This window comes from Bradyrhizobium sp. 186, assembly GCF_023101685.1.
Taxonomy (GTDB): Bacteria; Pseudomonadota; Alphaproteobacteria; order Rhizobiales; family Xanthobacteraceae; genus Bradyrhizobium.
In genome coordinates, this window is record NZ_CP082164.1 from 6,902,241 (window position 1) to 6,929,049 (window position 26,809).

Genomic DNA, 26,809 nt, shown 5'->3' on the forward strand with positions numbered 1-26,809 from the left:
CGGACAGCGCGTTCAGGAGAGTATCATGAATGTGCACGCCAGCGCTTTGGCCGAAGCCCATCTTCCCGACGAGCAGACGACTGCCTTCGCCCGCGAGGCCATCGAGGACCTGTCACAGCAGCCGAAACGGCTGTCGCCGAAATATTTCTACGACGCAACCGGATCGGAACTGTTCGAGGCGATCACGCGCCTGCCGGAATATTATCCGACGCGCACCGAGCTTGCGATCCTGAAGGAGCGCGGCAGCGAGATCACAAAGATCATTCCGGAGCATGCGGCACTGGTCGAGTTCGGCGCCGGCGCCACGACCAAGGTCCGCTTGCTTCTCAACCATTGCAAGTTCGCAGCCTATGTACCCGTGGACATCTCCGGCGATTTCCTGAAGGCGCAGGCGAACGGCCTGAAGCGGGACTTCCCGTCGCTCGGCATCTATCCGGTGGCGGCCGACTTCACCACGCCGTTCGAGTTGCCCAAGACGGTTGCATCAATGCCCAAGGTCGGCTTCTTCCCCGGTTCGACGATCGGCAATTTCGAGCCGCAGGAAGCACAGGCCTTCCTGAAGAGCGCACGCACGATTCTCGGTCGGGGCGCGCAGATGATCATCGGCGCCGACCTCGAAAAGGAAGAGCGCGTGCTGCACGATGCCTACAACGACGCCGCCGGTATCACCGCGCGCTTCAACCTGAATGTTCTCGTGCGCATCAACCGCGAGCTCGGCGGTAATTTCGACCTCTCCGCCTTCACCCACCGCGCCATCTACAACCGCGAGCGCCATCGCATCGAGATGCACCTGATCAGCAAGAAGAGCCAGACGGTACGCATGCTGGGCACCAGCTTCTCGTTCCGGGCGGGCGAGAGCATCCACACGGAGAACAGCTACAAATACAGCCTCGAACGCTTCGCCGCGCTGGCGCAGGGTGCCGGCTGGTGGGTGCGCGAGACCTGGACGGACGCGGCGAAAATGTTCTCCGTGCACGCGCTGGAGGCAGTGGAGTAAGCTCTCCAGCGCTTGTCGTTGAACGAACCGGCTCAATAGAATCCGTCGGACTTTGGCCGACGGTTCAATGTTCCACTGCCTCGCCCGGCTTCGACCCCAGCGACACCGACTCCCATACCGCGACCACGATCATGATCACGGTCGTCGCGACCGACAGCCATAAAGGCGACAGCTCCCCGGCGAACCAGCTCAGCACCAGAAGCAGGATGATGCCGATGCCGTGCGAGAGCTGGAGGAAGCCGCGGATCGCGTGCTTGAACAGGATGGTGCCGACCAGGAAGACCAGCGGCCCGCCGACCGTGCTCACGATGGTCCGGATGTCGGAATGTCCGGCCGGATGCTTCAGTACCAGTTCGTCCGAGACCGCGGTCAGGATGATGCCGGCGACGATCGGCATGTGCAGATAGGTATAGGCAAGCCGCGCCAGCCGGCCGGATTCGGCGGTCTTCGATATCCGCTCGGAGCCGGCCTCCGCGCCCTTGTGGAAATAGATCCACCACATCGCGATGCTGCCGGCCAGCGCCGAGACGAAGGCGAGGATGTTGTCAGCGGTCCAGTCCAGCTCGGCGAAGGTCGCGCCGTTGACGACGACGGCTTCACCGAGCGCGATGATGATGAAGCCGGCGCAGCGCTCGGCCATGTGACCGCCTTCGACGGCCCAGGCCTCGACCGACGAGAAGCCCAGCTTGGGGACCCAGAAGCGGACCGCCGGCGAGATGTACTCCCACGTGACCGCCGCGATCCAGAGCCATAGCCGCGTTTCTCCCTCGAAAAAGCCGCCTGTAATCCACAAGACCGCAGAGATCGAGAGCCACGTCAGGATGCGAATGGCGTTATGACGGACCGGTAGCCGATGGCGCGGGGTCGCGAACAGCCAGAACGCAGTGCGTCCGACCTGCATCGCCGCGTAGGCCATCGCGAACCACAGGCCGCGCCCCTCAAAAGCGGTGGGGATCGTCGTCGACAGCACGAGGCCGCCCAGCATCATCAGGAAGAGCAGGATGCGGACCGGCGTCAACTCGGGATTGAGCCAGTTGGTGACCCAGGCGGTGTAGACCCACACCCACCACACGGCGAGAAACAGCACCGTGACGTGCACCGCGCCGAGCGGCGTGAAGTGGTGCAACAGCGTGTGCGAGACTTGCGTGATAGCGAAGACGAAGACGAGGTCGAAGAACAGCTCGGCATTGGTGACGCGGCTGTGCTGGTTCGGCACGATGACGCGAAACATCGCACCGCGCGGGTTGTCCGCAGCCATCACCGTCTCCCCGTCACGCGATCAGATCAGGTGCTCGTCAGATCAAGTACCCGGCACCCCAGGTCCGCCAGGTACCCCGGTTTGCAGCGCCAGCGCATGCAGCACGCCGCCCATCTGGCCCTGCAGCGACTGGTAGACGATCTGATGCTGCTGGACGCGGGATTTGCCGCGGAAGGATTCCGCGATCACGGTCGCGGCATAGTGGTCGCCGTCGCCGGCGAGGTCACGGATCGTCACCTCGGCATCGGGGATCGCTGCCTTGATCATCGCCTCGATATCGTGGGCGTCCATTGGCATTCGGGTCTCGCTCCATATCTCGGCCTCAAATCAGCCTCGTCGTCGAATCGCTGCCGGGGTCCCCAGACCGGCAAGGCCAAACTTAGCGTGAACGGCCTTCTACGTCACGCCTTGAGGCACTATATCGGTGATCCCACCGGATAAAGGCACGACAAAGTGCCGCGCGCGGCAGATTGATCGAAAAGGCGTGAAGTCATGAAGCTCCCAGGGCCCGACCACCCCATCACCATCACCCCAACCCCTCGGCGCGTCCGCGTGACGGCGGGCAACATCGTGATCGCGGAGACCACCAAGGCGCTGACGCTGAAGGAGGCCAAATATCCGGCGGTGCAATATGTGCCGCGAGAGGACACCAACATGGCGCTGCTGGAGCGCACCGACCGCGTCACCCACTGCCCCTACAAGGGGGATGCGAGCTATTACAGCATCAAGGCCGACGGCAAGACCCTCGACAATGCAATCTGGACCTACGAGACGCCCTTCCCCGCCATGGAAGAGATTTCCGGCCATCTCGCGTTCTATCCGGACAAGGTGAAGATCGAGGAAGTGGCGTAGTTCCACATAAGCCTTCCGTCATGGCCGGGCTTGTCCCGGCCATCCGCGTTCTTGGCTACCGTGGATACGAAAGAACGTGGATGCCCGGGACAAGCCCGGGCATGACGACTGAGAATGCTGGAGCAGCGGGGCTACGCCCTGAAGACCGTGAGCCCCAGTATCAGCAGCACCAGGAAGATCACGACGAAGACGTAGAACAGGAAGCGGGCGATGTCGGCCGAGGCAGCCGAGATGCCGGTGAAGCCGAGCACGCCGGCCACGATCGAAACCAGCAGGAAGATCAGCGCCCATTTCAGGATAGTCATCGCCAACTCCGACACAGGTGCAGCTTATCGCGGCCCCTCAATCTTTTCGCGAGTGCTAACTTCCCTGCGCGGGACTGGTTCCTGACCAGGGCCCACGGGCGGCGCGGCATAAACTGCCCTTGCTGAATCGGGTTCCCGGCGGCACAGTCTGGCCGGGACAGAAGCGCGACCGGGGCGGCCATGATGACGATGTCACACTCAGCGACGATCGGTGCAGAGGTGCACGCCGCGCCGAAGAGCAAGGTGCGCAATCTGTCGCTCGACCGCGTCCGCACCTTCCTGACGCTGGTGGTGCTGCTCCATCACGCGGTGATCCCCTACACGCATTTCGGTCACACCGATCCAGTCTCCTGGATCGGCTTCGACGTCGTCGTGCTCGCCACCGACAGCTTCTTCATGGCGATGTTCTTCTTCCTGTCGGGCTTGTTTGCGTGGTCGGGCATCGCCCGCAAGGGCGCGCTGAACTATCTGGCAGATCGCCTGCTTCGGCTTGGCCTGCCATTCGTGATCTGCGCATTCACGATCATTCCGCTCGCCTATTACGCCATCTCGCTCCGACACCATCCCGAGATCGGCTTTTCGGAGTACTGGTGGAATATGGTCACGAAGGGCCCGTGGCCGAGCGGGCCGATCTGGTTCCTTTGGGTCCTGCTCGGCTTTGACGTGGTGGCCTGCATATTGCATCGGCTGTCACCCAACCTGCTCGATCCGATCAACCGCCTCTCGCTGCACGGTCGCCGTCGGCCCGAGTTGTTCTTCGCGGTCATGTTTACCGTCACCGCGGTGTTCTATGTTCCCGGACTGATGCTTTATGGACCAAGCAGCTGGTTCGAATTCGGGCCGTTCTCGGTGCAGCACGGGCGCGTGATGCTCTATGCGAGCTACTTCTTTTTCGGTGCCGGGATCGGCGTCGCGAATATGGATCGCGGCCTGCTCGCGGTAGACGGCCGGATGGCGAGGGTCAGCTGGGACTGGATGGTCTTGGCGATCGTTCCGTATTGCCTGCTCTGGGTGCTGATCTTCATCAAGCGCGAAATACTGGGAAATCCGTCGCCGCTGCCGAACTGGTATGAGGGGCTTTATGCCATCTGCTTCGCTGTCTTCAGCGTGGCCATCATGTTTCTGATCCTGGCCTTTTTCCAGAGGTTCAGACAATCAGGCTCGGCCAAGCTGCTCGATCCGATGCAGGCGGACGCCTACGGCATGTTTTTGGTGCACTACCCGATCGCGCTTTGGCTGCAATACTGGCTGTTCGACTATGAGCTGCCAGCGATCGTCAAGGCGACGATCGGCTTCGTGCTAACGGTCGCGTTCAGTTGGGCGCTAACGCGCGCCTTGCGCCAGATTCCCGGGGCAACGAAGGTACTGTGACACTGACGGTCTCCGTCATTGCGCAGCTTATGCCGCCTTCCCGCTCATATACTCCGGCAGCCAACGCTCGAACGAGGCACGTAGCGTGTCGATTGCAACCGGCGCTTCGCCGGAGATCGCGATGGCGTCGCCACCGGTGGTGCCGATCCGCACGCAGGGCACCTCGCAGCCGCGCATCTTGGCGAGCACGCGGCCGGCTTCCGTTTCCGGCACGGTGACGAGATAGCGCGCCTGGTCCTCGCCGAACCAATAGGCCTGCGGCACGAGCGCAGCTGGCGCCGCGAGCAGCTTCGCGCCGATACCGCTTGCCATCGCCATCTCGGCCAGCGCCACCAGAAGCCCGCCGTCGGAAAGATCGTGCGCGGCGGTCGCGGTGCCCGCATGGATCATGCCGCGCACACAGTCGCCATTGCGCTTCTCGGCGCCGAGATCGACCGGCGGCGGCGCGCCCTCCTCGCGACCGCAGATGTCGCGCAAATAGACGGACTGGCCGAGCCAACCGTGCGTGTCGCCGATCAACAGGATCGCCTCGTCCTCGGCCTTGAAGGCGAGCGAAGCGGACTTGGTGAAGTCGTCGAGCAGACCGACGCCGCCGATCGAGGGTGTCGGCAGGATCCCGCGGCCGTTGGTCTCGTTGTAGAGCGAGACGTTGCCGGACACGACCGGGAAGTCGAGCGTGCGGCAGGCTTCCGAGATGCCCTTCAGGCAACCGACGAACTGGCCCATAATCTCTGGCCGCTCCGGATTGCCGAAATTGAGATTGTCGGTGATCGCGAGCGGCTTGCCGCCGACGGCGGTGATGTTGCGCCAGGCTTCCGCCACGGCCTGCATTCCGCCTTGATAAGGATCGGCCTCACAATAGCGCGGCGTCACGTCGACGGTCAGTGCCAGGCCCTTCGGCCCGTCCTGCACACGCACGACGGCGGCGTCGCCGCCGGGCCGCTGCATGGTGTTGCCGAGGATGACGTGGTCGTATTGCTCCCAGACCCAGCGCTTGCTGCACAGCTCCGGTGTGCCGATCAGCTTCTCCAGCGCCGCACCGACGCCCATCGGCGCAGCCACCTCGCGGGCGTGTACGACCGGCAGCGCGGCGGAAGCAACATGCGGGCGATCATAGAGCGGGGCTTCATCGCCGAGCTCCTTGATCGGCAAGTCGGCCATGACGTCGCCGCCGTGCTTGACCACAAAACGCTTGCTCGGCGTGGTGTAGCCGACGACGGCGAAATCGAGCCCCCACTTCTTGAAGATCGCCTCGGCCTCTTTCTCCTTCTCGGGCTTGAGCACCATGAGCATGCGCTCCTGGCTCTCCGAGAGCATCATCTCGTAGGCGCTCATGCCGGTCTCGCGGGTCGGCACCGCATCGAGATCGAGATCGACGCCGAGGTCGCCCTTGGCGCCCATCTCGACCGCCGAGCAAGTCAGGCCGGCCGCACCCATGTCCTGGATCGCGATGACGCAGCCCTGCTCCATGATCTCGAGGCAGGCTTCGAGTAGCAGCTTCTCGGCGAAGGGATCGCCGACCTGCACGGTCGGGCGCTTCTCCTCGGACTTGTCGTCGAACTCGGCCGAGGCCATCGAGGCGCCGTGAATGCCGTCGCGCCCCGTCTTGGAGCCGAGATAGACGATCGGCATGTTCACGCCGGAAGCCGCCGCATAGAATATCTTGTCGGTATCAGCGAGGCCCACGGCCATCGCATTGACGAGGATGTTGCCATCGTAACGGGTGTGGAAGCGCACCTGGCCACCAACCGTCGGCACGCCAAAGGAATTGCCGTAGCCGCCAACGCCGGCGACGACGCCGGAGACGAGATGCCGGGTTCTGGCATGCTCGGGCGCGCCAAAGCTCAGCGCATTGAGGCAGGCGATCGGCCGCGCGCCCATGGTGAAGACGTCGCGCAGAATGCCGCCGACGCCGGTGGTGGCGCCCTGGTACGGCTCGATGTAGCTCGGGTGGTTGTGGCTCTCCATCTTGAAGACCACGGCCTGGCCGTCGCCGATGTCGATCACGCCGGCGTTCTCGCCGGGGCCCTGGATCACCCAGGGCGCCTTGGTCGGCAATCCGCGCAGATGGATGCGCGACGACTTGTACGAGCAGTGCTCGTTCCACATCGCCGAGAAGATGCCTAGCTCGGTGAAGGTCGGCTCCCGTCCGATCAGCTTCAGGATGCGCTCGTACTCGTCGGGCTTGAGCCCGTGGGCGGCAACCAGTTCAGGGGTGATCTTGGGTTCGTTCTTCATGGATTCGAGGCTTTCGGCGGGGTTGGCCGTTCTTAGGAACATCGGGGGCTCACGAAAAGCCCTTTATGACGCATTTTCCCGCTGTCCCACGTTTTGCGGCCGGGGGGATGCGGGAACAGGAATTGCAAGGTACGGACGGATCGGATTTAAGGGCTAAAGACCGGTAATTGAAGGCCCATTTCCTTGCACGAATTGACCAAAGCGCCCCCGCCCCGCCGCCCCGCCCTCCACATCGCCACCGAGGGCGAGTTCAAGGGCTGGCGGACCTGGATTCGCGATAGCTTTGAGAGCCATATTGGCCCGTTCTGGCACAAGATCGAGGAGGACGGCAGCGTCCGCTCCGCCTTTCGGGTCGAGAAAAAGCACCTCAACGGCTCGGGCAACGTCCATGGCGGATGTTTCATGGCGTTTGCCGACTATTGCCTGTTTGCGATCGCAACCCGCGAACTGGATGGGCCGGCCGTGACGACCAATTTCGCCTGCGACTTCCTCGACGGTGCACGGGAGGGTGAGCTGATCGAATGCGTGGGCGAAGTCTCCCGCGCCGGAGGCTCGCTGATCTTTTTGCGCGGCAAGATGATGTCCGGCGGGCGGCCGCTGTTCACCTTCTCCGGCACGATCAGGCGGGTGAAGCGGAAGCCGGCACTCCAGGCAAACCCATAGCTCGACGCCTTCCCTTTTCGCGTGCCCTCGCCCACTGTTGCGCAAGCGCTTTCGCACCGGGGAGCAAGAACAAGGTGCCGCAGAGCACATCGCCGACGGGTCGCACGATGGCGTCCGCCTCGCCGGCACCGTCGTCATCGTCGGCGTCGATGCGCTGCGCGGCTTCGGCAGCGAGATTTTTGCGGAGATCGCGATCCTGCTCGCCACCATTTCGCCTGCGCGACGATCTTCGGACTGTGCCTGTCAGAGTACGACCCGATGGTGGTGGCGGCCGGCTCGCTGCTGTTCGGCGGCCTCGTGCTGCTGCCGCTCTCGCTCCTCATCGACCCAGCCCTGGACGCTGCACCCGACGCCAACGGCGATCGTTGCCACGGTCGTCATGGGCATCGTCTCCAGCGCGCTGGCGCTGATGCTGTTCTACATCTGCCTCGGGCGGCTCGGCACGCTGACGACGAACGCGCAGGGCTATATGCGCATCCCGATCGGCGTCGGGCTATCGGTGCTGCTGCTCGGCGAGAGCGTGCTGTTGAATCTGGCGCTGGGACTGCTGCTGGTCATGGCAGGCGTTGCCGCCATGACCGTGCCTGCCGAACGGCTGAAGCTGCGTTAGCTATTACTTGGCGTCGTCCGCCAGCATTTTCCGGTACTTCTCGACGTCGCGCGTCACGAGTTGCTGAAGCAGCTCCGGCGCATGTTCGTTGTCGTCGGGCGCAACGGTCGAGAGATCGGCAAAACGCTTTTTCACCGCGTCGGTCTCAACCGCCGTGCGCGCGGCGGCGTTCAGCTTGGCGATGACGGCCGGAGGCGTGCCCTGGGGCGCGAACAGGCCGTTCCAGCCCTGCGCCTCGAATTCGGGCAGCCCCGCTTCAGCGGAATTGGGCAGATCGGACAGCGTGGCCAGCCGCACGGTCGAGCCAACCACGAGGCCCCTCACCAGCTTGTCGTTGATCGATTGCGAGACGGAGGCCGCTGCGTCGCAGACGCCGTCGATCTGGCTGCCGATCGCATCGGTCAGCGCGGGCGCCGCGCCGCGATAGCCGACCAGCGTTGCGTCGATCCCGGCGGCCGTGACGAAGCTCTTGCAGATCAGGTAATTCGAGGAGCCGACGCCGGCATGGCCGAGATTGATCTTGCCGGGATTGGCCTTGGCGTAGGCGATGAACTCCTTGAGGTCCTTCGCCGGAAAATCTTTCCGCACGGCGACGATGCCGAACGTTTTCGCCACCATCGCAATCGGCACGAAGGAGTCCGGCGTGAACGGGAGCTTGGGATAGATCGTATAGGTCGCGGCGTTGGTCCCGGCATTGCCGATCGCAATGGTGTAGCCGTCCGGCTCGGCGCGGGAGGCGCGCGCCAGCGCGGTCGAGCCACCGGCGCCGGCGACGTTCTCGATCACGATGGTCTGGCCGAGTGCGATGCCCATCTGCTCGGCGACCGTGCGCGCGATCACGTCCGAGGTACCGCCGGCCGCGAACGGCACGATCATGGTGATCGGACGCTTGGGAAACTCCTGCGCGAACGCAGCAGCCGCGAATGAGAGCACCGCGAGCGCGGCGAGACACCGCTTCAACACGAACGAAATCACGCGGCCTTTTCCAGGTGCTGGACCAGGCCGGCGAACAGGCCGCGACCGTCGGTGCAGCCCATGATATCTTCGACGTGGTTTTCGGGATGGGGCATCATGCCGAGCACGTTGCCCTTGTCGTTGACGAGGCCGGCGATGGAATGCGCCGCGCCGTTGATATTGTGGGCCTCGTCGACCACGCCGTCGGCGGAGCAGTAGCGATAGAGCACCCGCCCCTCGCCTTCGAGCCGCTTGATGGTCTCTTCATCCGCCTCGTAATTGCCCTCGCCATGCGCGACGGGCACACGGATCACCTGCCCCGCATTGTAGCCGCGGGTGAACGGCGTGTCGGAGCGTTCGACGCGCAGATGCACGTCGTGACAGATGAATTTCAGCCGCGCATTGCGCATCAACACGCCCGGCAGCAGACCGGATTCGCAGAGGATCTGAAAGCCGTTGCAGACGCCAAGCACGAGGCCACCCTTGGCCGCATAGTCGCGCACCGCGTCCATCACCGGCGCGCGCGCGGCAATCGCGCCACAGCGCAGATAGTCGCCGTAGGAGAAGCCGCCCGGCACCACCACGAGGTCGGTGCCGGCAGGAAGCGACGTCTCGGCGTGCCACACCATCGCAGGCTCGTTGCCCGAGATCAGCTTCAGCGCGCGCGCCATGTCGCGCTCGCGGTTGATTCCGGGAAAGACGAGGATTGCGGCTTTCATGGTTCAGGTTCCGATAGTGGCGGGAATCGGGTTGGCCGGCAGGGCCAAATCCTAAACAGACATAACCATTTGACGGGGATTTTACCAGTGCTAGCCTCGCCGGGTCGCCTTGTGCACAGGCCATAGCCGATCGCATTCGGCCCAACGATGTTGCCCGGGATTGCAACCATGAACGTCCCGTCGCTGCCCGCATCCCCCTCCGAGCCGGTTTCCGCCGATGGCGTCGTCGCCGCCGGCGCCTATGTCGACGGACGGCGCGTTGCCAATATCGCCATCAGCGAGGCTTCGAGCTGGCGGGCAAAGCCCGGCCACGTGGTCTGGATCGGGCTGCACGAGCCCGACATGGCGCTGCTCGGCGCCGTGCAAAAACAGTTCGATCTGCACGAACTCGCCATCGAGGATGCCAATAATGCCCATCAGCGGCCGAAGATCGAGCAATATGGCGAAGCGCTGTTCATCGTTGCGCGGACCGCACAATTGTTCGAGGGCCGCATCGCTTTCGGCGAGACCCACATTTTCATTGGCGACGGCTATCTCGTGACGGTCCGTCACGGCGCCTCGACCTCCTATACGACGGTGCGCGAGCGCTGCGAGAGCTGCCCGCGGGCGCTGGCCCGCGGCGAGGACTACATCCTCTATGCGATCCTCGATTTCATCGTCGACAACTACTCTCCCGTGCTCGAGAGCATTGACGAGGAAGTCGAGGGGATCGAGGACTACGTGCTCTCCAACGCGATCACCAAGGCGCAGATCGAACGTCTGTATATGCTGCGCCGCGACCTGTTGCGGCTGCGCAATGCGATCGGGCCCCTGGTCGAAGTCTGCCGGCGGCTGGAGCACGACGAACTGTCGATGGTGCGCCCCGCCATGCAGACCCTGTTCCGGGACGTCACCGACCACGTCCGTAACATCCAGGAGCGCATCGATTCCATGCGCGAGGTGCTGGCTTTCGCCTTCGAAGCGAGCCTTTTGGTCGGCCAGGCCCAGGAGACGGCAGTCTCCAAGAAGCTTGCCTCCTGGCTCGCCATCATCGCCATCCCGACCGCGCTAGCCGGCATCTACGGCATGAACTTCAAGCACATGCCGGAGCTCGAGTGGGACTACGGCTATTATGCCGTGCTGGGCCTGATGCTGGTTTCGTGCATCGCGCTCTACTGGCGCTTCCGCCGCGTTGGATGGCTGTGAAGCTGGTCCGACTTCACCGCACAGCGCGTCGTGGAGTTCAAGCCGGCGCTCGATACGATCGAGCCGGCCCTCATGCCTCACCAACGTGGCATGAACCCCCGAAATCTCCTGGAAGACACTGGTGATCTCCTGGCGAGCCGCATTTTGGGACGTCCGCAACGCCAGCATTTCCTGCTTCATTTCGTCGATCTTGCCATCAACCTGCGTCAGTCGCGCCTGGATCGATTTCAACACCTCGAACATCAGGTCTGCCGTCATGTCGGGCATTGACGTACCCTATGCTTTCATCTCGATAGCATAATTCTCGATCACGGTATTCGCGAGCAGCTTGTCAGCGGCATCCTTCAGCGCGGCTTCGGCCTTGGCCTGGTCCGCGCCGGCGAGTTCGATATCGAACACCTTGCCCTGGCGCACGCTGGCGACGCCATCGACGCCGAGCGACTTCAGCGCGCCTTCGATGGCCTTGCCCTGGGGATCGAGGATGCCCGTCTTCAAGGTAACGGTGACACGTGCCTTCACGTCGAAAACCCCTTAGCTCTTCACCAGCACCGGGCCGGAGCCCTGCGGACGCTCGTTCTCCATGAGGATGCCGAGACGCTTGGCGACTTCCGTATAGGCTTCGAGCAGCCCGCCGAGATCCCTGCGGAAGCGGTCCTTGTCGAGCTTCTCGTTCGACTTGATGTCCCACAGACGGCAGGAGTCCGGCGAGATCTCGTCGGCGACGATGATGCGCATCATCTCGTTTTCGAACAGCCGCCCGCACTCCATCTTGAAGTCGACGAGGCGGATGCCGATGCCGAGGAAGAGGCCGGTGAGGAAGTCGTTGACGCGGATGGCGAGCGCCATGATGTCGTCGATCTCTTGCGGCGTCGCCCAGCCAAAGGCGGTGATGTGCTCTTCCGACACCATCGGGTCGTTGAGCTGGTCGTTCTTGTAGTAGAATTCGATGATCGAACGGGGCAGCTGCGTGCCCTCTTCGATGCCGAGGCGCTGCGACAGCGAGCCGGCGGCGACGTTCCGCACCACCACCTCGAGCGGCACGATCTCGACCTCGCGAATCAGCTGCTCGCGCATGTTGAGGCGGCGGATGAAGTGGGTCGGCACCCCGATGTCGTTGAGGTGCTGAAACAGGTACTCCGAGATCCGGTTGTTGAGGACACCCTTGCCCTCGATCACCTGATGCTTTTTCGCATTGAACGCGGTGGCGTCATCCTTGAAGTGCTGGATCAGGGTACCGGGCTCCGGACCTTCGTAAAGAACCTTTGCCTTGCCTTCATAAATGCGACGCCGACGGCTCATGGGGATGTACCGTGTTTTGTTGAAATCCATGTATCTGGTGTGCTCCGGTTTACGAGAACTACGACCCACGGCGGAGCTGCCGTGAACAGCCCGGAACCCGTGGAAACAGAACAGGAACCAAACCTTCAGGCAACCTATCCGATTGGCTGTCCCAGCACAATCGATCCGGCTCATCCGATGCCAACTTATACCGCCTTGCCTGCGGCTTAACGGCCCGTTGTTTTGCCGATTCGTGCCCCCTATGTAGGCATGGACCGGGGCCATCGCAACGCAGGCCCAGCTTCGGTACAGCAGGGGAACAGAGGCATGAGCGAGTTCAACAAGCGCCAAGAAGGTTTCGAGAAGAAATTCGCCCTCGACGAGGAGCAGAAATTCAAGGCCGAAGCCCGCCGCAACCGGCTGCTCGGCGTGTGGGCGGCCGAACAGCTCGGCATCACCGGCGATGCCGCCACGGCCTATGCCAAGGAAGTCGTCGCGGCCGATTTCGAGGAGGCCGGCGACGCCGACGTCCTGCGCAAGGTCGCGGCCGATTTCGCCGCCAAGAACGTCGCCGTCACCGAGCAGGCGATTCGCGCCAAGATGAACGAGCTGATCGCGGTGGCGGTCGCCGAGGTGAAGGCGGGGAAATAGTCGACCAGGGAGTGGCGAATAGCGAACAGACCCCTACTCGCAATTCGCCACTCGCCCCAATCAGCCCTCCTTGAAGCCATACTCCGGCACGTTGCCGCTGGCGCCGTAATATTTGTACGGCAGGAATTTGCCGCTCATGGTGATCTTGACGCGGTCGCCCTTCGGGTTCGCGACGCGCTCGATCGCCATGTCGAAGTCGATCGCCGACATGATGCCGTCGCCGAATTCCTCCTCGATCAACGCCTTCCAGGCCGGACCGTTGACCATCACCATCTCGTAGAAGCGGTAGATCAGCGGATCGGTCGGTGGCATCGGCGTGCCGGTGCCGCGCATCGGCACCTCGTTGAGCATCGCGGTCTCAGCCTTGGACAGGCCGAACAGCTCGCCGGCATTCGCGGCTTGCGGCTTTGTCAACTTCATCTGGCCGAGGATCGCGCCGACGATCAGCACCTCCGCATAGCCGCCGACCTGATCGCAGATGTATTTCCAGCTCCAGCCCTTCTCGCGCTTGATGTCGAGCAGCTTTTCGGTGAGGTCTTCGCGTTTCATGTCAGGGTCTCCTCTTGTTAACTCTCGTCATGCCCAGGGCAAAAGTGCGAAGCACGTCCTCCTGCAAAATGTCCCGGGCATCCACGTTCTTGGCGGCGCTAGGAAGACGTGGATGGCCGGGACAAGCCCGGCCATGACGTCTCTCTCGGGCTGGCCTCCATCGCGCCAGTCGCAATCACCAGGTCGGGCTTGCCGATGTGTACCATGGGCACATTGCGGGGATCGTGATCGGGCTTCTCGGCCGCAAAATTCTTGCTGCGGCTGACCAGGAAATCGATGATGTGGTTGCGCAGCGCGTAGTACAGCGGATGGCGGTGCAGATCGGTGCGGCCGCGACCCTTGGGCAGCGGGTTTTCGACAACCTCCGCCAGCATCGCGCCCGGACCGTTGGTCATGAGAAAGATCTTGTCGGCCAGGTAAATCGCCTCGTCCACGTCATGGGTGATCATGAACGCGGTCTGCCCGGTTTCCAGACAAATCCGCCGCACCTCGTCCTGGAGCGTGCCGCGCGTCAGCGCGTCCAGTGCCGAGAACGGCTCGTCCATCAGCATCATCTTCGGCGTGATCGAGAGCGCACGCGCGATGCCGACGCGCTGCTTCATGCCGCCGGACAGTTCCGAGGGACGCTTGTGCTCGGAGCCGGTCAGCCCGACGAGGTCGATGAATGTCTGCGCGTGCGCCTTGACCTTGGCGCGATCCCAGCTCCGCCATTTCGAGCTCACGGCATAGGCGACGTTGCCGAGCACCGTGCGCCAGGGCAACAGCGCGTGGCTCTGGAAGATCACGGCGCGATCGAGGCTCGTACCCGAAATGGCTTGCCCGTCGACGATGACGGCCCCCTCGCTCGGCGCATCGAGCCCGGCGAGAATGTTCAGCACCGTAGTCTTGCCGCAGCCGGAATGGCCGATCACGCAGCAAAACTCGCCGCGCGCCATCGACAGCCACAGGTTCTCGAACACGGTGGTCGTGACGCCGCTGGCGCCCGGATAACGCTTTGCGATGCCTTCGACGGAGATGAATTTTTCGGTCACGCGCCCTACTCCGGAAAGGTGACCATGCGCGTGAAGCGCGCGAGGATCTGGTCGAGCAGCATGCCGATGATCCCGATCAGCAGGATCGCGATGATGACGTTGGTGATCGAGAGGTTGTTCCACTCGTTCCAGACGAAATAGCCGATGCCGGTGCCGCCCACGAGCATTTCGGCGGCGACGATCACGAGCCAGGCGATGCCGATGGAGATGCGCATGCCGGTCAAAATCGTCGGGGCTGCCGCCGGCAGGATCACGGTGAAGGCCCGCCTGAGGGTGCCGACCTCCAGCGTGCGCGCGACGTTGATCCATTCCTTGCGCACGCTGGCAACGCCAAAGACGGTGTTGAGCAGCATCGGCCAGATCGAGCAGATGAAGATCACGAAGATCGCGGAGATCGACGAATCCTTGATTGTGTAGAGCGCGAGCGGCATCCAGGCGAGCGGCGAGATCGGCTTCAACACCTGGATGAAGGGATCGAGCGCCTTGCTCAGCAGCGGCGACATGCCGATGATGAAGCCGAGCGGGATCGCAACGAGCACGGCGAGCAAATAGCCGGTGCCGACGCGTGCGATCGAATAGGCAAGCTGGATGCCGAGCCCCTTGTCGTTCGGTCCGTTGTCATAGAACGGCCGCTTCAAATGCTCCCAGAGCTTTGCTCCGACGTCGAGCGGCCCGGGCATGGCGGATTTGCCCTGCGTCGCGGTCAGGCCCATCAGCTTGGCGTATTCTGGGGTCATCGTGGCGACGGTGCCGGTCGAGCGTGTGGCGAGATGCCAGATGCCGAGAAATGCGGCGAGCAGCGCGATGGATACGAGGCCCGCGCGGAGACGGAGCGAGGTGGTGGTCATCTCCCTCTCCCCGTTCTTACGGGGCCGAGACGAGCTTCGCTCGCTCTGAGAGCGTTGGGGTGAGGGACCTGCTTCCACGAATTCGGTAAGAGACGGACTCGCGGAGAGTCCCCCTCACCCGACCGCTGCGCGGTCGACCTCTCCCCGCAAGCGGGGCGAGGTGAAGGAAGAGCAAACTCCCTCATGACGCCTTCCTGATCTTGAAGCTCGCGACGTAATCGTCCGGCTTCGCCGGATCGAAGGTCTTGCCCATCACTGCGAACGACTTGTAGGCGCTGGCGGGCGGCGTGAGGCCCATCTCGGTCATCAGCTTCCTGGTGTCGGTCGCCAGATACACCTGCTCGGCCACCGCCTTGTAGTCGACATCGCCCTTGATCTGGCCCCAGCGCTTCATCTGCGTGAGCATCCAGACTGCAAACGACTGCCAGGGGAAGGGATCGAAATCGACGCGCTTGGCATCGGTCTTCACGCCGCCGAGACCGTCGGCATAGGTGCCGGTCAAGACCTGCTCCAGCACCGTCACCGGCGCGTTGATGTAGTTGGCGGGCGCGATCGCCTCCGCGATCTGCTTGCGGTTTTCCGCTTTCGACGCATAGGCCGTCGCATCGACGATGGCGCGGGTCAGCGCCGCAAAGCTGTTCGGCGCGGTCGTGATGAACTCGCGGCTGGCGGCGAAGCTGCAGCAGGGGTGGCCGTCCCAGATCTCCTTGGACAAGAGGTGCATGAAGCCGACGCCGTCATAGATCGCGCGCTGGCAGACGTTGTCGGGCGCGAGGAAGCCGTCAATGTTGTCGGCGCGCAGGTTCGCGACCATCTCCGGCGGCGGCACCGAGCGCAACTGCACGTCGGTGTCGGGATCGAGACCGTGCTCGGCGAGATAGTAGCGCAGCAAATAGTTGTGCATGGAGTAATCGAACGGGATCGCGAACTTCAGGCCTTTCCAGTCCTTCGGATCGCGCCTGTCCTTGTGCTTCGTCGCCAGCACGATGCCCTGCCCGTTGATGTTCTCGATCGCGGGGACGGCAAACGGAATGGCGTTGGCACCGAGGCCCAGCGAGATCGCGATCGGCATCGGCGCCAGCATATGCGCGGCGTCGTACTCCTTGTTGATGGTCTTGTCGCGGATCACGGCCCAACCGGCGGTCTTGACCACTTCGACGTTGAGGCCGTGCTTGGCATAAAAGCCGAGCGGCGCCGCCATGATGATCGGCGTGGCGCAGGTGATCGGGATGAAGCCGACCTTGAGATCCTTCTTCTCGGGGGTTCCGGCCTGGGCGAACACTTCGGTCGCGGTCTGAAGCGGAAAAAACTGCGACAACGCCGCAAGCGCCGTCGACGCACCGACCGATTTCAGGAAGGCGCGCCGCGCCACGTCCTGCGGAAATATCGCGCGCATGACGGCGGAGGCAACCACGCCCTCGTAACGCTTCTCCTCGCTCTCGACCGGCTCGCAACCGAACGCCAGCGAGGCCTGATCATGCTCCGCCGCGGAGCGATGCTCGCCGCAGACGCAACCGGCCTGCAGATTGCGGTTGGGATCAAACGGATTGTCGAATGTGGACATCGGACCTCCTGCGCGACACTGCAGAAGGAGTTACGCAAGGAGCATGCCACCGCCTTGGCCTGCGCCAGGGCCTTGATGACGCGGGGATTTTACACGGCCTAGGCTATTACGAAAACTCGTGATATACGAAAATTCGTAACTTAATTACGAAATATCGTAGCTATGCCAGATCTCTCGGTCGCATCCGAAGCACCACTCCAGTCCATCGACTGGCGCATTGCCGCCTTCGAATCTTCCATCGAGGCGACGCTGTTGCTTGACCCCTATGACGATCGGATCGTCGACGCGAATCCGGCGGCCTGCGGTCTGCTCGGTTACGACCGTGCGCTGTTGCGGCAGACTAAGGTCAGCACCCTTCACACAGGGCAGTTGCCGGCGCTTACCGTGTTCACTCAGGCCGTGCTGCACAAGAGCGCATACTGGACGACCTCGCTCACGCCGCGTCACGCCACTGGCCAGGACCTCCGGCTCGAGTATTCGGGCTGTGTCGTCAACCATGACGGCCATACCCTCGTGCTGCTCACCCTCACTGATCTCGAAGCCCGCCGCCGGCGCAATGTCGATGCAGCAGCTGAGGACCACATGCGCGGCGGGATTTCCACCTGGCAGCGGGTCGAGCGGGTGTTTCAGGACATCGAGCGCGAGAACCAGCTCATCCTGCGCGCCGCCGGCGAAGGCATCTATGGCGTGAACGCCGAGGGCAAGACCACCTTTGTGAACCCGGCGGCCGAGCGGATGCTGGGCTGGACCGCCGAGGAGTTGGTCGGCAAGGAAATTCACCCGATCGTGCACCACACCCATCACGACGGCCGCCACTATCCCGATCACGACTGCCCAATCTACGCGGCTTTCCGCGACGGCGCGGTGCATCAAGTCGACAGCGAAGTGTTTTGGCGCAAGGACGGCTCGCCGGCGTGGGTCGAATACACTTCGACCCCGATCCGCGACCGCGGCGGCGTCGTGGGCGCGGTCGTGGTGTTTCGCGACGTCAGCCAACGGCGCGAGGCCGACGAGAAGCTGCATGCGGCGCTCGCCGAAGTCGATCGCCTGCGCGAGCGGCTCGAGCTCGAAAACGCCTACCTCCAGGAAGAAATCCGCATCGAGACCAATCCTCGCGGCATCATCGGGCAGAGCGAGGCGATCCAGAAGACGCTGCGTCAGGTCAAGCTGGTGGCCCCAACCACGGCGGCGGTGATGATCACCGGCGAATCCGGCGCCGGCAAGGAATTGATCGCGCGCGCTATCCATGACGCCTCCGGCCGCAGCGACCGGCCGCTGATCCGCGTCAACTGTGCGGCGATCCCGCGCGAGCTGTTCGAGAGCGAATTCTTCGGCCATGTCCGCGGCGCCTTCACCGGCGCGACCCGCGACCGCATCGGCCGCTTCGAGCTAGCCGATGGCGGCACGCTGTTTTTAGACGAAGTCGGCGAAATCCCGCTGGAATTGCAGGGCAAGCTGCTGCGGGTCTTGCAGGAAGGCAATTTCGAGCGCGTCGGACAGGAGCGCACACGCACCGTGGATGTCCGCGTGATCGCCGCGACGAACCGCGAGCTCAAGCAGGAGGTGCAGCGCGGACGGTTCCGCGAGGACCTCTATTTCCGCCTCAACGTATTCCCGATCGAAACGGTGCCGCTGCGCGAGCGGCGGGAGGACATTCCGCTGCTGGCCCAGCATTTCCTGACGCGCGAAAGCAAGGCACTGAAATCCAACCTGCGGCTGTCGGAGGGCGATGCGCGGCGACTGACGCGCTACGACTGGCCCGGCAATGTTCGCGAACTTCAGAACGTGATCGAGCGCGCGGCAATCCTGTCGCAGAACGGCCGGCTGCGCATCGATCTGCCTGATGCATCCGGCGCACAACCAGCGACCGGCGCGGCGCGCCAGAAGGCCGATGCGCGGCCAGCGGTCATGACCTCGTCGGAGATGCGCGACCACGAGCGCGCGAACATCCTGGCCGCGCTCGAAGCCTGCGGAGGGAAAGTCTTCGGCCCCGGAGGTGCGGCGGAGATGCTGGATGTCAGGCCGACCACGCTGGCATCGCGGATCAAGGCGCTTGGGATTGCGCCGCGTGCGCGTGCCGGCGTGAACGGTTAGCACCGACCGGAGTTTGATCCACCGGATCAGACTCCAACACGTGGCGCCTCAAGCCGCCTTGGTCGTAACCCCCGGCGCAACCGGCAGGCCCTGCTCGATCGGCAGCGAGGGATCGCGCGACCACTCGTTCCAGGAACCGAAATACATCCGCACGTCCTTCACGCCTGCGTTCTTGAGCGCGAGGAAGGTGTTCGATGCGCGCGCGCCCTTGAAGCAGTAGAGATAGACCGGAGTGGTCGTCGAGATGCCGACGGTGGCGCATTCCGCCAGGATCTCGTCCTTGGATTTGAAGCGCGGACCTTCGGCGGTCGGCTTCATCATGCGATACCATTCCAGCCACACCGCGCCGGGAATGCGGCCCTTGCGCGGGCAGAAATCCTTCCCATACGGAGACGAGCTGTCGCCGATCCACTCGTCGACGTCGCGCACGTCGAGGATCGCGATACCGGGCTTGCCGACGGCGCCGAGCATGGCCTTCGCATCGATCAGGATCTCGCCAGCTTCAGGCACGATCGAGAACGAGGCCTTCGCCGGCGCCGGAACATCCTTCGTCACCGGGAAGCCTGCACCCGCCCAGGCATCGAAGCCGCCATGCAGTACCTTGATCTTGGGATAGCCGAGCATGGTCAGGAGATAGTAGCCGCGGCAGGACTGGCCGAAGCCCGAATTCATCGACTGCTCGTAGATGACAGCGGTTTCCTTGCCGGACAGGCCGGCGCCGCCGAAAGCGTCGGCGAATTTGGTCTTCAGCTCGCTGATGCCTTCCGGCGTGGAGGTCGCGAGAAAGGTGAAAATCTCGTGGACGTTGACGGCGTTGGGAAGATGCCCGGCGGCGTAGGCGTCGGGATTGCGGGTGTCGACGATGACACACGGCTCGGTCTTCAAGAGATCGGCGAGTTCGACGGCAGTAATCAGGACGTCAGTCATGGCAGCCTCTCCGTTGAGGTTAAGTGGTCTTCGGGGTGGACTCGGTGAGCTCAGGCGTCGGCGAGCATCTTGCGCAACTGCTTGGTGGCGGGCGTGACGATCGCGACGAAATAGGCCTCGCGCAGGCGCCGCTGCACGCGGTGACTCCTAAGGTAGCCACGCGCGCCACAGTGCAGCATCGCCGCATGCGCCGCCGCGACGCTGGCTTCGCCCGCGCGCAAGCGCAGCGCGATCACCTTGCGCCAGTAGGTTTCCTCTTCATTGTAGGGATCGCGCGCCAGCGCCATGGTCTCCGCCTCGAGCTCGGCAGCGAGATCGCGAAAGTGCACCGGCTGCTGCGGCAGATAGCGGTTGATGTGGCCGAGAGGACCGCCGACCTCGTCCATGATGTTGATGCAGTCCCGGATCAGCCCGAGTGCCATCCCGGCCTGGAGCAGGATGAAGCCGGCGCGAATCTTCTTCACGAAGGGTCCCGCGGGATCGGCGAGGATCAGCTCGTCCGGCACGAAGACGTCGCGGAACTGCACGCCATAGGTGCCGGTGCCGTCCATTGCGAGGAACGGCTTGCAAGGCGTCAGCGTGATCGCGGGATCGGAGCAATCGGCCAGAAACATAACCGGACCCGGCTCGTCCTCGCGCTCGAAGATAGTGCCGAAATAATGGTCGGGGCCGAGATTGGAGACCCAGGGCAGCGCGCCGCGCACGATGTAGCCGCCCTCGACTTTGCGTCCCTTTAACTTGAGCTTCTCGATGCCGAAAAAACTCTTCATCGGATTGGAGAGCCCGGTGCCGCCGAGCAGCCGGCCGGTCGAGAAGCCGTCGCCGAAACGTTTCGCGAGCTTCATGTTGGTCGAATTGGCCGCGTACCAGACCACCGTGTTCTGGCACCAGGCCATGAACGCCGTGGCGCCGCAGACCTCGCCGATCGCCGCCATCGCCTGGATGGCGCAACGGAGGTCGGCAGGCCCTTCGTGGGGCATATGACTGCCCCAGGCGCCGACCTCGCCGAACTGGCGCAGCACCTCGGCCGGATAGACCGAGCCGGCATCGATGCCGGCCGCGAGCGGCGCAAGCTGCTCCCGCGCGATCCGCGCCACCTCGCCTGCAATGGTCGGTGCGGGCTGATCTAAAGCTTCGACCCGCGATAAAGCCAGTGAACCCATAATCGTCTCCCGCACCTTTTCCACCGCCGCTGACCGCTAGATGCCGACCTCGAGATTGACCGGACGGCTGAAGGTGTTGGCAACCGGCGACCATTTCTTCACATGGGCAACCAGCGCATTGATCTCGTCCGGCGAGATGCCCTCGCATTCCATGTCCACCTTGACGCGCACATCGGTGAAGCCGACCGGCTTGTCCGAGACATCGCCGGTGCCCCAGACCGCGGTGATGTTGAGATCGCCTTCGAGCTCGAGCTCGAGCTTGTTGACGATCCAGCCGCGATGCACGGCGTTGGCGTGCAGGCCGACCGCGAGGCAGGATCCGAGCGCGGCGAGCGAGGCCTCCGACGGATTGGGCGCGGTGTCGTCGCCCAAAAGCCCCGGCGGCTCGTCGACGATATAGGGCGGCAGGTTGCGGATGTAGTTGGCGTGGCGGAACTTGCCCTCCGCGACCGTCTTGCACTTCAAGGTCTTGATGACCTTCGGATTGGCCTTGCCGTTGGCGATCAGTTGCTCGAGCCCGCCTCTGTCGATCGGCGCGAGGCAGCCAGTCAGCACCGTTTTTTGAACGACCGCAGTCATCAGTTTTCTCCCTGGGAGTCGGAAAGTCGATAGGATACCGAACGGTCTGTTTCCTTGCATGGAGCGTGCCAGACGAGATCCAAATCAAAATGCGAAGCATTGGAGCCGCTTAGCGAATGCTGCCTGCGGATTGATCAACCGCCTCTTGCTCAAAGGCGATGCAGTTGTGCGAATGGATGCGAATCTTTTCGGCGCAAAACAGATGCGGCTTGCCGATGCGGCGCAGCTGCGATTAAGTTGCGGCCCATGGCCAAATCGTCACTGAACAAGTCGTCACTGAAGAAAACTGCAAGCGCGCCTCATTCGGGCGCGGGTGACGACGAATCCCCGCGCGGCCGCCTGCTCAACGCGGCGACGCATCTATTCTGCAAGAACGGAATCAACGCCACCGGCATCGATGCGATCATCGAGGAAGCCGGCACCGCGAAGACCACGCTCTACAAGCTGTTCGGCTCCAAGACCAATCTCGTCAACGCGGTGCTGGAGAGCGAGGGCAAGCATTGGCGCGAATGGTTCATCGGCGCCATGGAGGAAGGCGGTGGCGACGCGCAGACCAAACTCACGCGCATCTTCCCCGCGCTGAAGAGCTGGTTCGCCGAGGAGCGGTTCTACGGCTGCCCCTTCATCAATGCGGTGGGCGAGCACGACAAGGACCAGAAGCTGTTCCGCAACATCGCCATGAAGCACAAGAAGATCGTGCTCGGCCACATCGAGAAGCTCGCCGCCGAGCTCGGATCAAGCGAGCCCGCAATGCTCGCGCATCAGCTCGGCCTGTTGATCGACGGCGCCATCGTCGCGGCGATGGTGTCGCGCGATCCGGGCGTGGCCGATACGGCGGCGCTCGTGGCAAGCCCGCTGCTAACCCAGTCGAAAGCGAAGAAGAAACGCGCAGCGGATCAGCTCGAAGCGGTGTGATCTCGTCGTGATCTCGTAGGGTGGGCAAAGGCGCGAAGCGCCGTGCCCACCAACACCACCTCAGTTGATCGATCGAAACAGGGTGGGCACGCTTCGCTTTGCCCAGCCTACGAAACTGCCCTACCGCCCCGACCTCCCGTCGCGCGGCAAAGCGCCAGTGAATCGCTTGATCGCCTCGATCACGGGTTGCTGATCACCTGCAAAGAACCAATGATCATTGCCGTCGAGCTCGACGAATTGAGCACCGGTGATCCGGCTTGCTACATCGCGGCCGGCCGCGATACGCACAGCCTGGTCGTCCCGCCGGTGCAGCACCAGCGTCGGCACGGCAATTTGCGCCAGAAGGTGTCGCACGTCGGCGTCGCGAAACGCCTCGAGCACAGCCGAGATGCCGCCGGGACTGGAGGCCGCGCGCAGCAGCCCGGCCCACCAGGCGCGCGCCTGAGGATCACGGGCAAGGCTCGGCGCGAAGGTTTCGATCCCGGCCGGGCCACCCCATTGAGCGACGAGTTGCTGGCTCCAGGCGTCATACTGGCTTGCGCGCAGTGCGTGCGGATAGTCCGCCGCCCAACAGCCCTTGGCCAGCGCGCCGAACAGAATCAGCCCGGCCGTGAGTCGCGGTTGATCGACCGCAAACTTGATGCAGGCCGGTCCACACTCCGACGCCCCGAACAAGACGACGCGACGCGCGTCCGCCGCCCGCAGCACGGTGCCAATATCCTCCGCAGTGACTTCGATACCAGGGGCTGATCCGACCCGGTCGGACAGCCCGATACCACGACGATCGAAAACAATCAGTCGCCCCAGTCTCATCAATGACGCCAGAAACGTGCGGCTCGCGGGATGCTCCCAGGCGCGTTCCACGTGCGACACGAAGCCGGGCATGACCAAAATATCAAGCGGGCCGCTTCCGTAGGTCTGATACGCCAAATGCACACCGGCGCCCTTGACGTAGCGCGTTGTCGGAACGGCAGCGAGCAATGAATCCCCGTTGGGGCCCATGAGGGCTTCGGTCGCGGCTTCCGGTGCAACGCCAAGCTCGTCGCGCAGCCGCTGTGTCAGTGCCGCGTGGTGCCGTTCTGCCGCGCTTCGGTCGCCGGCAAGCAGAAGACTGCGGATCAGATGCCGGCCATACACCTCGCTTAGCGGATCGAGCTCGACCAGACGTCCCGCATGCGCTGTCGCGGCAAAATGTTCGCCGGCGGCGTTCTCGTCCTGCACGAGACGCTCCAGCGCGTGCATGAGCCGTCCCCTCAGCGCCTCCCGCCGAAAGAACGCCCAGTCGTCGAATTCGGGACAGTCGCCCAGAGCGAAGCCCGCCAGGAAGTCACCCCGATAGATCAGGCAGGCTTCGTCAAAGTTGCCGCGGTCGCAGGCGCTCTCGAACAGATGCATATCGACCCTCAGCTCGACCTCCGGGGACCATCGCAGGCTGGTGCGGTCGGTCGGGGGCTTGACACCGGCCTGTATCTCGTCGACGCGGACGGGCGTCTCGTTCACGCCAATACTGCCGGGCAAGCCATTCTCGATGCGCGCGACATCCTGCACGAGATCCGCGGCCACCTGGCGGCCTGCGATCCGACGGTCAACAAGACATTGCGACACGTCTTCGCCGCGGCCGGGCACGGCGACACGGCCCTCGGCGCCAGCGGAATCGCAGTGCCGATGATCGGGAGCGATGGGCAGCGCCACGTCGCCCATGCCCTGCCGTTGACCTCCGGCACGCGCCGACGTGCGGGCGTCGCCTACAGCGCCGTGGCAGCATTGTTCGTGCGCAAGGTGGCGCTGACGATACCGCCTTGTTCCGAAGTGATCGGCAAGGCATTCAAATTGACGCCGACCGAGTTGCGCGTACTGCTCGCGATCGTCGAACTCGGCGGCGTTCCCGAAGTGGCAGCGGCACTCGGCGTTGCTGATTCGACGATCAGGACGCATGTCAGCCGCCTGTTTGAAAAGACCGGCACCGCGCGACAGGCCGATTTCGTCAAGCTCGTCGCGGGATATGCGACGCCGCTGAGAGAATCGGCGGATGACGAAGTGGTGAGTAGACAACCCGTTGGAGTCCCACGATGAGAGCGGTTCTATGCCATTCCTTCACCGGGCCGGAAGACCTGCGCGTCGGCGAGATCGAAGCGCCAAAACCGGCCGGGGATGAAGTTCTGATCGACGTCCACGCCGCCTCCGTGAGCTTCATGGACCAGTTGCTGGTCTCGGGCCTCTACCAGATGCGGCCACAGACACCCTTCGTGCCCGGCACCGAAGCGGCCGGAATCATCGTCGCAGCCGGCGAAGAGGTCACGAAATTCAAGCCGGGCGATCGCGTGGCATGCAGCAGTTGGATTGGCGGCTACGCCGAACGAATGATCGCAAAGGAATCGAAGAGCGGAGACGGCCTGCGCATTTTTGCCGGACCGCTGGGGCGTCATTCGCACAAAGCTACGGCCGTCCTCGCCGCGACCTGGACACCGGATCCGAATTTGACAGCCGAGGATGGCTTGGTCGCCCCCGAATTTCTCTGGTCGGCGCTCGATTGTCCCACCGGCTATGCCTGCAATTACATTCAGCAGAGCGGTAGCTACGACCAGGCACCGATCCTGTTGGGAAGGATGTCGGCACGGATCAAGGCACGGCCTCGCCCAGGCGAACGCTGCGTCATCACGGCCTGGCCGACCGGCCGCGACGGCCGCAAACGCGTTGCCGGAGCCGCGGCCCATGATGAAGCCGGGACGTTGCTGGCCGTGGCCCGGGCGACATGGATTGTGGTCGAACGCGACGTGCAGCTCGGGCGCGCTTCGTAGGGTGGACTAGCGCAGCGTAATCCACCACCTCTCTCGGCACGTTGATAGTGAAGAGGTGGGTTGCGCCTTCCGCCATGGCTCCACGAGCGACGGCGGAAGGCGTAATCCACCGTGCCGCAAGTCGAGGAAAGCGGAGGGTTACGCGTGTACTCGAATGTGTGGGATGTCCGCTTCGAACGGGTCAGCCAGACTTACTTATAGGCAGCTCCGGCACTTCGCCTCTTGGCCCAGAGCCGCCGTGGCCGATACCGCCTTGCCAGGATTCCTTCAAACCGCCCTTTGCGCATGCTTTGGCATGATCGCTGGTTCTCCATCCCGAGCCACTCTTCGCGGTCGCATGGGCGGTCTGCTTCCGTTGACGCAAGGCTGCCCGCAGCCAGCAAACTGTTCTTAGAGCTGATTTCGAGTGTTTCGGCGCGCCACCACTCTCAGGACGACTTGCGGTGTCGGCTCCATTAAGCAACACTTGCCCCATTTCAGAGAAGTTATTTTTTGAGAGGGCATCATGCCTGAGATACTGGAAGTCGTGCTGTGGTGTGCCGCGCTCGCGACGTGGCTGATGCTTCTCTTCGCCTTCGTGGGCAATGCTTTGAAGCCGCTCTCAAAGAGCATCCGCCGAGTGATCGAGGACGCATTCAAGCTCAAGGTGAAGTGACGCCGGCTACGATGCCCGATCGAAACTGAAACGGCCTGCTCCGGTGACGAAGATCAACATCGCGCCTCCCATGATCGAAATGTTCTTCAAAAAATTGTTGTATTGACCAATCTGCTGCGCACCGGCGGGATATTCCCAGTAGCGATGTCCAACAATCGTCGCGGCTAGTACGAACACAAACATCAGAACTGCGCAGTAGCGCGTACCGACGCCCAATATCAAACCAACGGATATCAATACTTCCACTGCGATGCTCGTGATAGTGAACAGCTCAGGTGCTGGAAGGTTCAGGGACCTAAAATAGCCTACCGAGCCGCTGAAGTTGGATAGCGCTCCGTACGCGCTTCCGACGAATAACCACGCAAGTAGAATGCGGCCAATCAAGATCAGTACGCCAGCTCTCCTTGTGGCGAACTCGTCGACTGCCAGCGACTCAAAATGGGATTTCACTGATAGAGTCCCCCTTTGTTGTCCACGACCGGCTGAACACTTCCTCTGCCGACAGCCAACCTATCATGATTGGCGGATCACACGAAGCGCTGTCATTGGCTCTTTGGCGCGTGCAAACGAAGCCCGCTTCGTCAGAATTGGCCCGTCTGAAAATG

General features: G+C 63.2%; 29 protein-coding genes and 1 pseudogene. 13 read left to right on the forward strand and 17 right to left on the reverse strand.

Features of this window, described 5'->3' with window-relative positions:
• The first annotated feature begins 25 nt into the window (after positions 1-25).
• Entirely contained in the window at positions 26-997 is a 972-nt protein-coding gene (gene egtD / locus IVB18_RS33405; RefSeq protein WP_247984570.1) for an L-histidine N(alpha)-methyltransferase, read from the forward strand.
• A 64-nt stretch (positions 998-1,061) separates the two neighbouring features.
• Here egtD and IVB18_RS33410 read toward each other — a convergent pair whose 3' ends face one another.
• Together IVB18_RS33410 and IVB18_RS33415 are read right to left on the reverse strand one after the other, a co-directional pair.
• Complete coding sequence (locus IVB18_RS33410; RefSeq protein WP_247984571.1) at positions 1,062-2,255, reverse strand: low temperature requirement protein A; 1,194 nt, start codon at positions 2,253-2,255, stop codon at positions 1,062-1,064.
• Positions 2,256-2,297: 42 nt separating this feature from the next.
• On the reverse strand, positions 2,298-2,552 hold the full coding sequence (locus tag IVB18_RS33415) for a BolA family transcriptional regulator (RefSeq protein ID WP_247984572.1): 255 nt from the start codon (positions 2,550-2,552) through the stop codon (positions 2,298-2,300).
• Positions 2,553-2,747: 195 nt separating this feature from the next.
• Here IVB18_RS33415 and IVB18_RS33420 point away from each other — a divergent pair, with 195 nt between their 5' ends.
• Positions 2,748-3,107: a DUF427 domain-containing protein gene (locus IVB18_RS33420; protein WP_247984573.1), complete on the forward strand. Its 360-nt coding sequence runs from the start codon at positions 2,748-2,750 to the stop codon at positions 3,105-3,107.
• Positions 3,108-3,238: 131 nt separating this feature from the next.
• Here the strand turns inward: IVB18_RS33420 and IVB18_RS33425 are convergent, their stop codons facing one another.
• Complete coding sequence (locus IVB18_RS33425; protein WP_247984574.1) at positions 3,239-3,412, reverse strand: DUF1328 domain-containing protein; 174 nt, start codon at positions 3,410-3,412, stop codon at positions 3,239-3,241.
• Positions 3,413-3,592: 180 nt separating this feature from the next.
• On the opposite strand from IVB18_RS33425, the gene IVB18_RS33430 reads away from it, so the two are divergent.
• Positions 3,593-4,783, forward strand: a complete 1,191-nt coding sequence (locus tag IVB18_RS33430; protein ID WP_247984575.1) for an acyltransferase — start codon at positions 3,593-3,595, stop codon at positions 4,781-4,783.
• Between the two features lie 27 nt (positions 4,784-4,810).
• On the opposite strand, the gene purL is transcribed toward IVB18_RS33430, so the two are convergent.
• Positions 4,811-7,021, reverse strand: coding sequence for a phosphoribosylformylglycinamidine synthase subunit PurL (purL, locus tag IVB18_RS33435; protein WP_247991796.1), 2,211 nt, complete (start codon positions 7,019-7,021; stop codon positions 4,811-4,813).
• A gap of 183 nt (positions 7,022-7,204) precedes the next feature.
• On the opposite strand from purL, the gene IVB18_RS33440 reads away from it, so the two are divergent.
• Entirely contained in the window at positions 7,205-7,684 is a 480-nt protein-coding gene (locus tag IVB18_RS33440) for a PaaI family thioesterase (protein WP_247984576.1), read from the forward strand.
• 112 nt (positions 7,685-7,796) lie between these two features.
• Positions 7,797-8,294, forward strand: a pseudogene (locus IVB18_RS33445) (EamA family transporter); the annotation flags it as partial.
• Positions 8,295-8,297: 3 nt separating this feature from the next.
• Here the strand turns inward: IVB18_RS33445 and IVB18_RS33450 are convergent.
• Both IVB18_RS33450 and purQ read right to left on the reverse strand, forming a co-directional pair.
• On the reverse strand, positions 8,298-9,269 hold the full coding sequence (locus tag IVB18_RS33450) for a tripartite tricarboxylate transporter substrate binding protein BugD (protein ID WP_247984577.1): 972 nt from the start codon (positions 9,267-9,269) through the stop codon (positions 8,298-8,300).
• Entirely contained in the window at positions 9,266-9,967 is a 702-nt protein-coding gene (gene purQ / locus IVB18_RS33455) for a phosphoribosylformylglycinamidine synthase subunit PurQ (RefSeq protein WP_247984578.1), read from the reverse strand. The genes IVB18_RS33450 and purQ overlap by 4 nt, the downstream gene beginning before the upstream one ends.
• Before the next feature lie 168 nt (positions 9,968-10,135).
• On the opposite strand from purQ, the gene corA reads away from it, so the two are divergent.
• The gene (gene corA, locus IVB18_RS33460; protein WP_247984579.1) at positions 10,136-11,152 is read left to right on the forward strand and encodes a magnesium/cobalt transporter CorA; all 1,017 of its coding nucleotides are present in this window, start codon (positions 10,136-10,138) and stop codon (positions 11,150-11,152) included.
• A gap of 30 nt (positions 11,153-11,182) precedes the next feature.
• On the forward strand, positions 11,183-11,422 hold the full coding sequence (locus IVB18_RS52010; RefSeq protein WP_346732568.1) for a hypothetical protein: 240 nt from the start codon (positions 11,183-11,185) through the stop codon (positions 11,420-11,422).
• Positions 11,423-11,428: 6 nt separating this feature from the next.
• On the opposite strand, the gene purS is transcribed toward IVB18_RS52010, so the two are convergent.
• A complete protein-coding gene (purS, locus tag IVB18_RS33470) occupies positions 11,429-11,671 on the reverse strand; it encodes a phosphoribosylformylglycinamidine synthase subunit PurS (protein WP_247984580.1) in 243 nt (80 codons plus the stop codon).
• Between the two features lie 12 nt (positions 11,672-11,683).
• Positions 11,684-12,451: a phosphoribosylaminoimidazolesuccinocarboxamide synthase gene (gene purC / locus IVB18_RS33475; protein WP_173015815.1), complete on the reverse strand. Its 768-nt coding sequence runs from the start codon at positions 12,449-12,451 to the stop codon at positions 11,684-11,686.
• Between the two features lie 306 nt (positions 12,452-12,757).
• Here purC and IVB18_RS33480 point away from each other — a divergent pair, with 306 nt between their 5' ends.
• Positions 12,758-13,081 (forward strand): DUF1476 domain-containing protein, encoded by a 324-nt coding sequence (locus tag IVB18_RS33480; protein WP_247984581.1) that lies wholly within the window; start codon positions 12,758-12,760, stop codon positions 13,079-13,081.
• A gap of 60 nt (positions 13,082-13,141) precedes the next feature.
• Here IVB18_RS33480 and cynS read toward each other — a convergent pair whose 3' ends face one another.
• From cynS to IVB18_RS33500, 4 genes are all read right to left on the reverse strand, one after another.
• A complete protein-coding gene (gene cynS, locus IVB18_RS33485; RefSeq protein ID WP_247984582.1) occupies positions 13,142-13,630 on the reverse strand; it encodes a cyanase in 489 nt (162 codons plus the stop codon).
• A gap of 98 nt (positions 13,631-13,728) precedes the next feature.
• Positions 13,729-14,661, reverse strand: a complete 933-nt coding sequence (locus IVB18_RS33490; protein ID WP_247984583.1) for an ABC transporter ATP-binding protein — start codon at positions 14,659-14,661, stop codon at positions 13,729-13,731.
• Between the two features lie 5 nt (positions 14,662-14,666).
• Entirely contained in the window at positions 14,667-15,509 is an 843-nt protein-coding gene (ntrB, locus tag IVB18_RS33495) for a nitrate ABC transporter permease (RefSeq protein WP_247984584.1), read from the reverse strand.
• Positions 15,510-15,690: 181 nt separating this feature from the next.
• The gene (locus IVB18_RS33500; RefSeq protein WP_247984585.1) at positions 15,691-17,073 is read right to left on the reverse strand and encodes a CmpA/NrtA family ABC transporter substrate-binding protein; all 1,383 of its coding nucleotides are present in this window, start codon (positions 17,071-17,073) and stop codon (positions 15,691-15,693) included.
• Positions 17,074-17,235: 162 nt separating this feature from the next.
• Between IVB18_RS33500 and IVB18_RS33505 the strand changes: the two genes are divergently transcribed.
• A complete protein-coding gene (locus tag IVB18_RS33505; protein ID WP_247984586.1) occupies positions 17,236-19,167 on the forward strand; it encodes a sigma 54-interacting transcriptional regulator in 1,932 nt (643 codons plus the stop codon).
• Between the two features lie 48 nt (positions 19,168-19,215).
• Here the strand turns inward: IVB18_RS33505 and IVB18_RS33510 are convergent, their stop codons facing one another.
• Genes IVB18_RS33510 through IVB18_RS33520 form a run of 3 tightly spaced genes read right to left on the reverse strand, consistent with a single transcriptional unit; the run spans position 19,216 to position 21,836 of the window.
• Entirely contained in the window at positions 19,216-20,094 is an 879-nt protein-coding gene (locus IVB18_RS33510; RefSeq protein ID WP_247984587.1) for a sulfurtransferase, read from the reverse strand.
• 50 nt (positions 20,095-20,144) lie between these two features.
• On the reverse strand, positions 20,145-21,257 hold the full coding sequence (locus IVB18_RS33515) for an acyl-CoA dehydrogenase family protein (protein WP_247984588.1): 1,113 nt from the start codon (positions 21,255-21,257) through the stop codon (positions 20,145-20,147).
• Positions 21,258-21,293: 36 nt separating this feature from the next.
• Positions 21,294-21,836, reverse strand: a complete 543-nt coding sequence (locus tag IVB18_RS33520) for an OsmC family protein (protein ID WP_247984589.1) — start codon at positions 21,834-21,836, stop codon at positions 21,294-21,296.
• A 246-nt stretch (positions 21,837-22,082) separates the two neighbouring features.
• On the opposite strand from IVB18_RS33520, the gene IVB18_RS33525 reads away from it, so the two are divergent.
• Positions 22,083-22,751, forward strand: a complete 669-nt coding sequence (locus IVB18_RS33525; RefSeq protein WP_247984590.1) for a TetR/AcrR family transcriptional regulator — start codon at positions 22,083-22,085, stop codon at positions 22,749-22,751.
• Between the two features lie 120 nt (positions 22,752-22,871).
• On the opposite strand, the gene IVB18_RS33530 is transcribed toward IVB18_RS33525, so the two are convergent.
• Positions 22,872-24,452: an alpha/beta fold hydrolase gene (locus IVB18_RS33530; RefSeq protein ID WP_247984591.1), complete on the reverse strand. Its 1,581-nt coding sequence runs from the start codon at positions 24,450-24,452 to the stop codon at positions 22,872-22,874.
• Here IVB18_RS33530 and IVB18_RS33535 point away from each other — a divergent pair.
• The 3 genes from IVB18_RS33535 to IVB18_RS33545 all read left to right on the forward strand — a co-directional run bounded on the left by IVB18_RS33535 (position 24,417) and on the right by IVB18_RS33545 (position 26,204).
• Entirely contained in the window at positions 24,417-24,824 is a 408-nt protein-coding gene (locus IVB18_RS33535) for a helix-turn-helix transcriptional regulator (protein WP_247984592.1), read from the forward strand. The two genes, IVB18_RS33530 and IVB18_RS33535, sit on opposite strands and share 36 nt — an antisense overlap.
• The gene (locus tag IVB18_RS33540) at positions 24,821-25,549 is read left to right on the forward strand and encodes an alcohol dehydrogenase catalytic domain-containing protein (protein WP_247984593.1); all 729 of its coding nucleotides are present in this window, start codon (positions 24,821-24,823) and stop codon (positions 25,547-25,549) included. Before IVB18_RS33535 ends, IVB18_RS33540 begins: the two co-directional genes overlap by 4 nt.
• 505 nt (positions 25,550-26,054) lie before the next feature.
• Positions 26,055-26,204: a hypothetical protein gene (locus tag IVB18_RS33545; protein WP_247984594.1), complete on the forward strand. Its 150-nt coding sequence runs from the start codon at positions 26,055-26,057 to the stop codon at positions 26,202-26,204.
• A gap of 6 nt (positions 26,205-26,210) precedes the next feature.
• On the opposite strand, the gene IVB18_RS33550 is transcribed toward IVB18_RS33545, so the two are convergent.
• Positions 26,211-26,654, reverse strand: coding sequence for a DoxX family protein (locus IVB18_RS33550; RefSeq protein ID WP_247984595.1), 444 nt, complete (start codon positions 26,652-26,654; stop codon positions 26,211-26,213).
• Positions 26,655-26,809: the final 155 nt, after the last annotated feature.

What these genes read in the sequence shown, in the direction of transcription:
- IVB18_RS33525 (WP_247984590.1), top strand. Translation starts at nt 22,083, where the DNA reads ATGGCCAAATCGTCACTGAACAAGTCGTCACTGAAGAAAACTGCAAGC.
- IVB18_RS33425 (WP_247984574.1), bottom strand. Translation starts at nt 3,412, where the DNA reads ATGACTATCCTGAAATGGGCGCTGATCTTCCTGCTGGTTTCGATCGTG.
- IVB18_RS33510 (WP_247984587.1), bottom strand. Translation starts at nt 20,094, where the DNA reads ATGACTGACGTCCTGATTACTGCCGTCGAACTCGCCGATCTCTTGAAG.
- IVB18_RS33480 (WP_247984581.1), top strand. Translation starts at nt 12,758, where the DNA reads ATGAGCGAGTTCAACAAGCGCCAAGAAGGTTTCGAGAAGAAATTCGCC.
- IVB18_RS33540 (WP_247984593.1), top strand. Translation starts at nt 24,821, where the DNA reads ATGAGAGCGGTTCTATGCCATTCCTTCACCGGGCCGGAAGACCTGCGC.
- purL (WP_247991796.1), bottom strand. Translation starts at nt 7,021, where the DNA reads ATGAAGAACGAACCCAAGATCACCCCTGAACTGGTTGCCGCCCACGGG.
- IVB18_RS33410 (WP_247984571.1), bottom strand. Translation starts at nt 2,255, where the DNA reads ATGGCTGCGGACAACCCGCGCGGTGCGATGTTTCGCGTCATCGTGCCG.
- corA (WP_247984579.1), top strand. Translation starts at nt 10,136, where the DNA reads ATGAACGTCCCGTCGCTGCCCGCATCCCCCTCCGAGCCGGTTTCCGCC.
- purC (WP_173015815.1), bottom strand. Translation starts at nt 12,451, where the DNA reads ATGAGCCGTCGGCGTCGCATTTATGAAGGCAAGGCAAAGGTTCTTTAC.
- IVB18_RS33500 (WP_247984585.1), bottom strand. Translation starts at nt 17,073, where the DNA reads ATGTCCACATTCGACAATCCGTTTGATCCCAACCGCAATCTGCAGGCC.
- IVB18_RS33520 (WP_247984589.1), bottom strand. Translation starts at nt 21,836, where the DNA reads ATGACTGCGGTCGTTCAAAAAACGGTGCTGACTGGCTGCCTCGCGCCG.
- cynS (WP_247984582.1), bottom strand. Translation starts at nt 13,630, where the DNA reads ATGAAACGCGAAGACCTCACCGAAAAGCTGCTCGACATCAAGCGCGAG.
- IVB18_RS33535 (WP_247984592.1), top strand. Translation starts at nt 24,417, where the DNA reads ATGATCGGGAGCGATGGGCAGCGCCACGTCGCCCATGCCCTGCCGTTG.
- IVB18_RS33530 (WP_247984591.1), bottom strand. Translation starts at nt 24,452, where the DNA reads ATGGGCGACGTGGCGCTGCCCATCGCTCCCGATCATCGGCACTGCGAT.
- egtD (WP_247984570.1), top strand. Translation starts at nt 26, where the DNA reads ATGAATGTGCACGCCAGCGCTTTGGCCGAAGCCCATCTTCCCGACGAG.
- ntrB (WP_247984584.1), bottom strand. Translation starts at nt 15,509, where the DNA reads ATGACCACCACCTCGCTCCGTCTCCGCGCGGGCCTCGTATCCATCGCG.
- IVB18_RS33430 (WP_247984575.1), top strand. Translation starts at nt 3,593, where the DNA reads ATGATGACGATGTCACACTCAGCGACGATCGGTGCAGAGGTGCACGCC.
- IVB18_RS33415 (WP_247984572.1), bottom strand. Translation starts at nt 2,552, where the DNA reads ATGCCAATGGACGCCCACGATATCGAGGCGATGATCAAGGCAGCGATC.
- IVB18_RS33505 (WP_247984586.1), top strand. Translation starts at nt 17,236, where the DNA reads ATGCCAGATCTCTCGGTCGCATCCGAAGCACCACTCCAGTCCATCGAC.
- IVB18_RS33545 (WP_247984594.1), top strand. Translation starts at nt 26,055, where the DNA reads ATGCCTGAGATACTGGAAGTCGTGCTGTGGTGTGCCGCGCTCGCGACG.
- purQ (WP_247984578.1), bottom strand. Translation starts at nt 9,967, where the DNA reads ATGAAAGCCGCAATCCTCGTCTTTCCCGGAATCAACCGCGAGCGCGAC.
- IVB18_RS33515 (WP_247984588.1), bottom strand. Translation starts at nt 21,257, where the DNA reads ATGGGTTCACTGGCTTTATCGCGGGTCGAAGCTTTAGATCAGCCCGCA.
- IVB18_RS33420 (WP_247984573.1), top strand. Translation starts at nt 2,748, where the DNA reads ATGAAGCTCCCAGGGCCCGACCACCCCATCACCATCACCCCAACCCCT.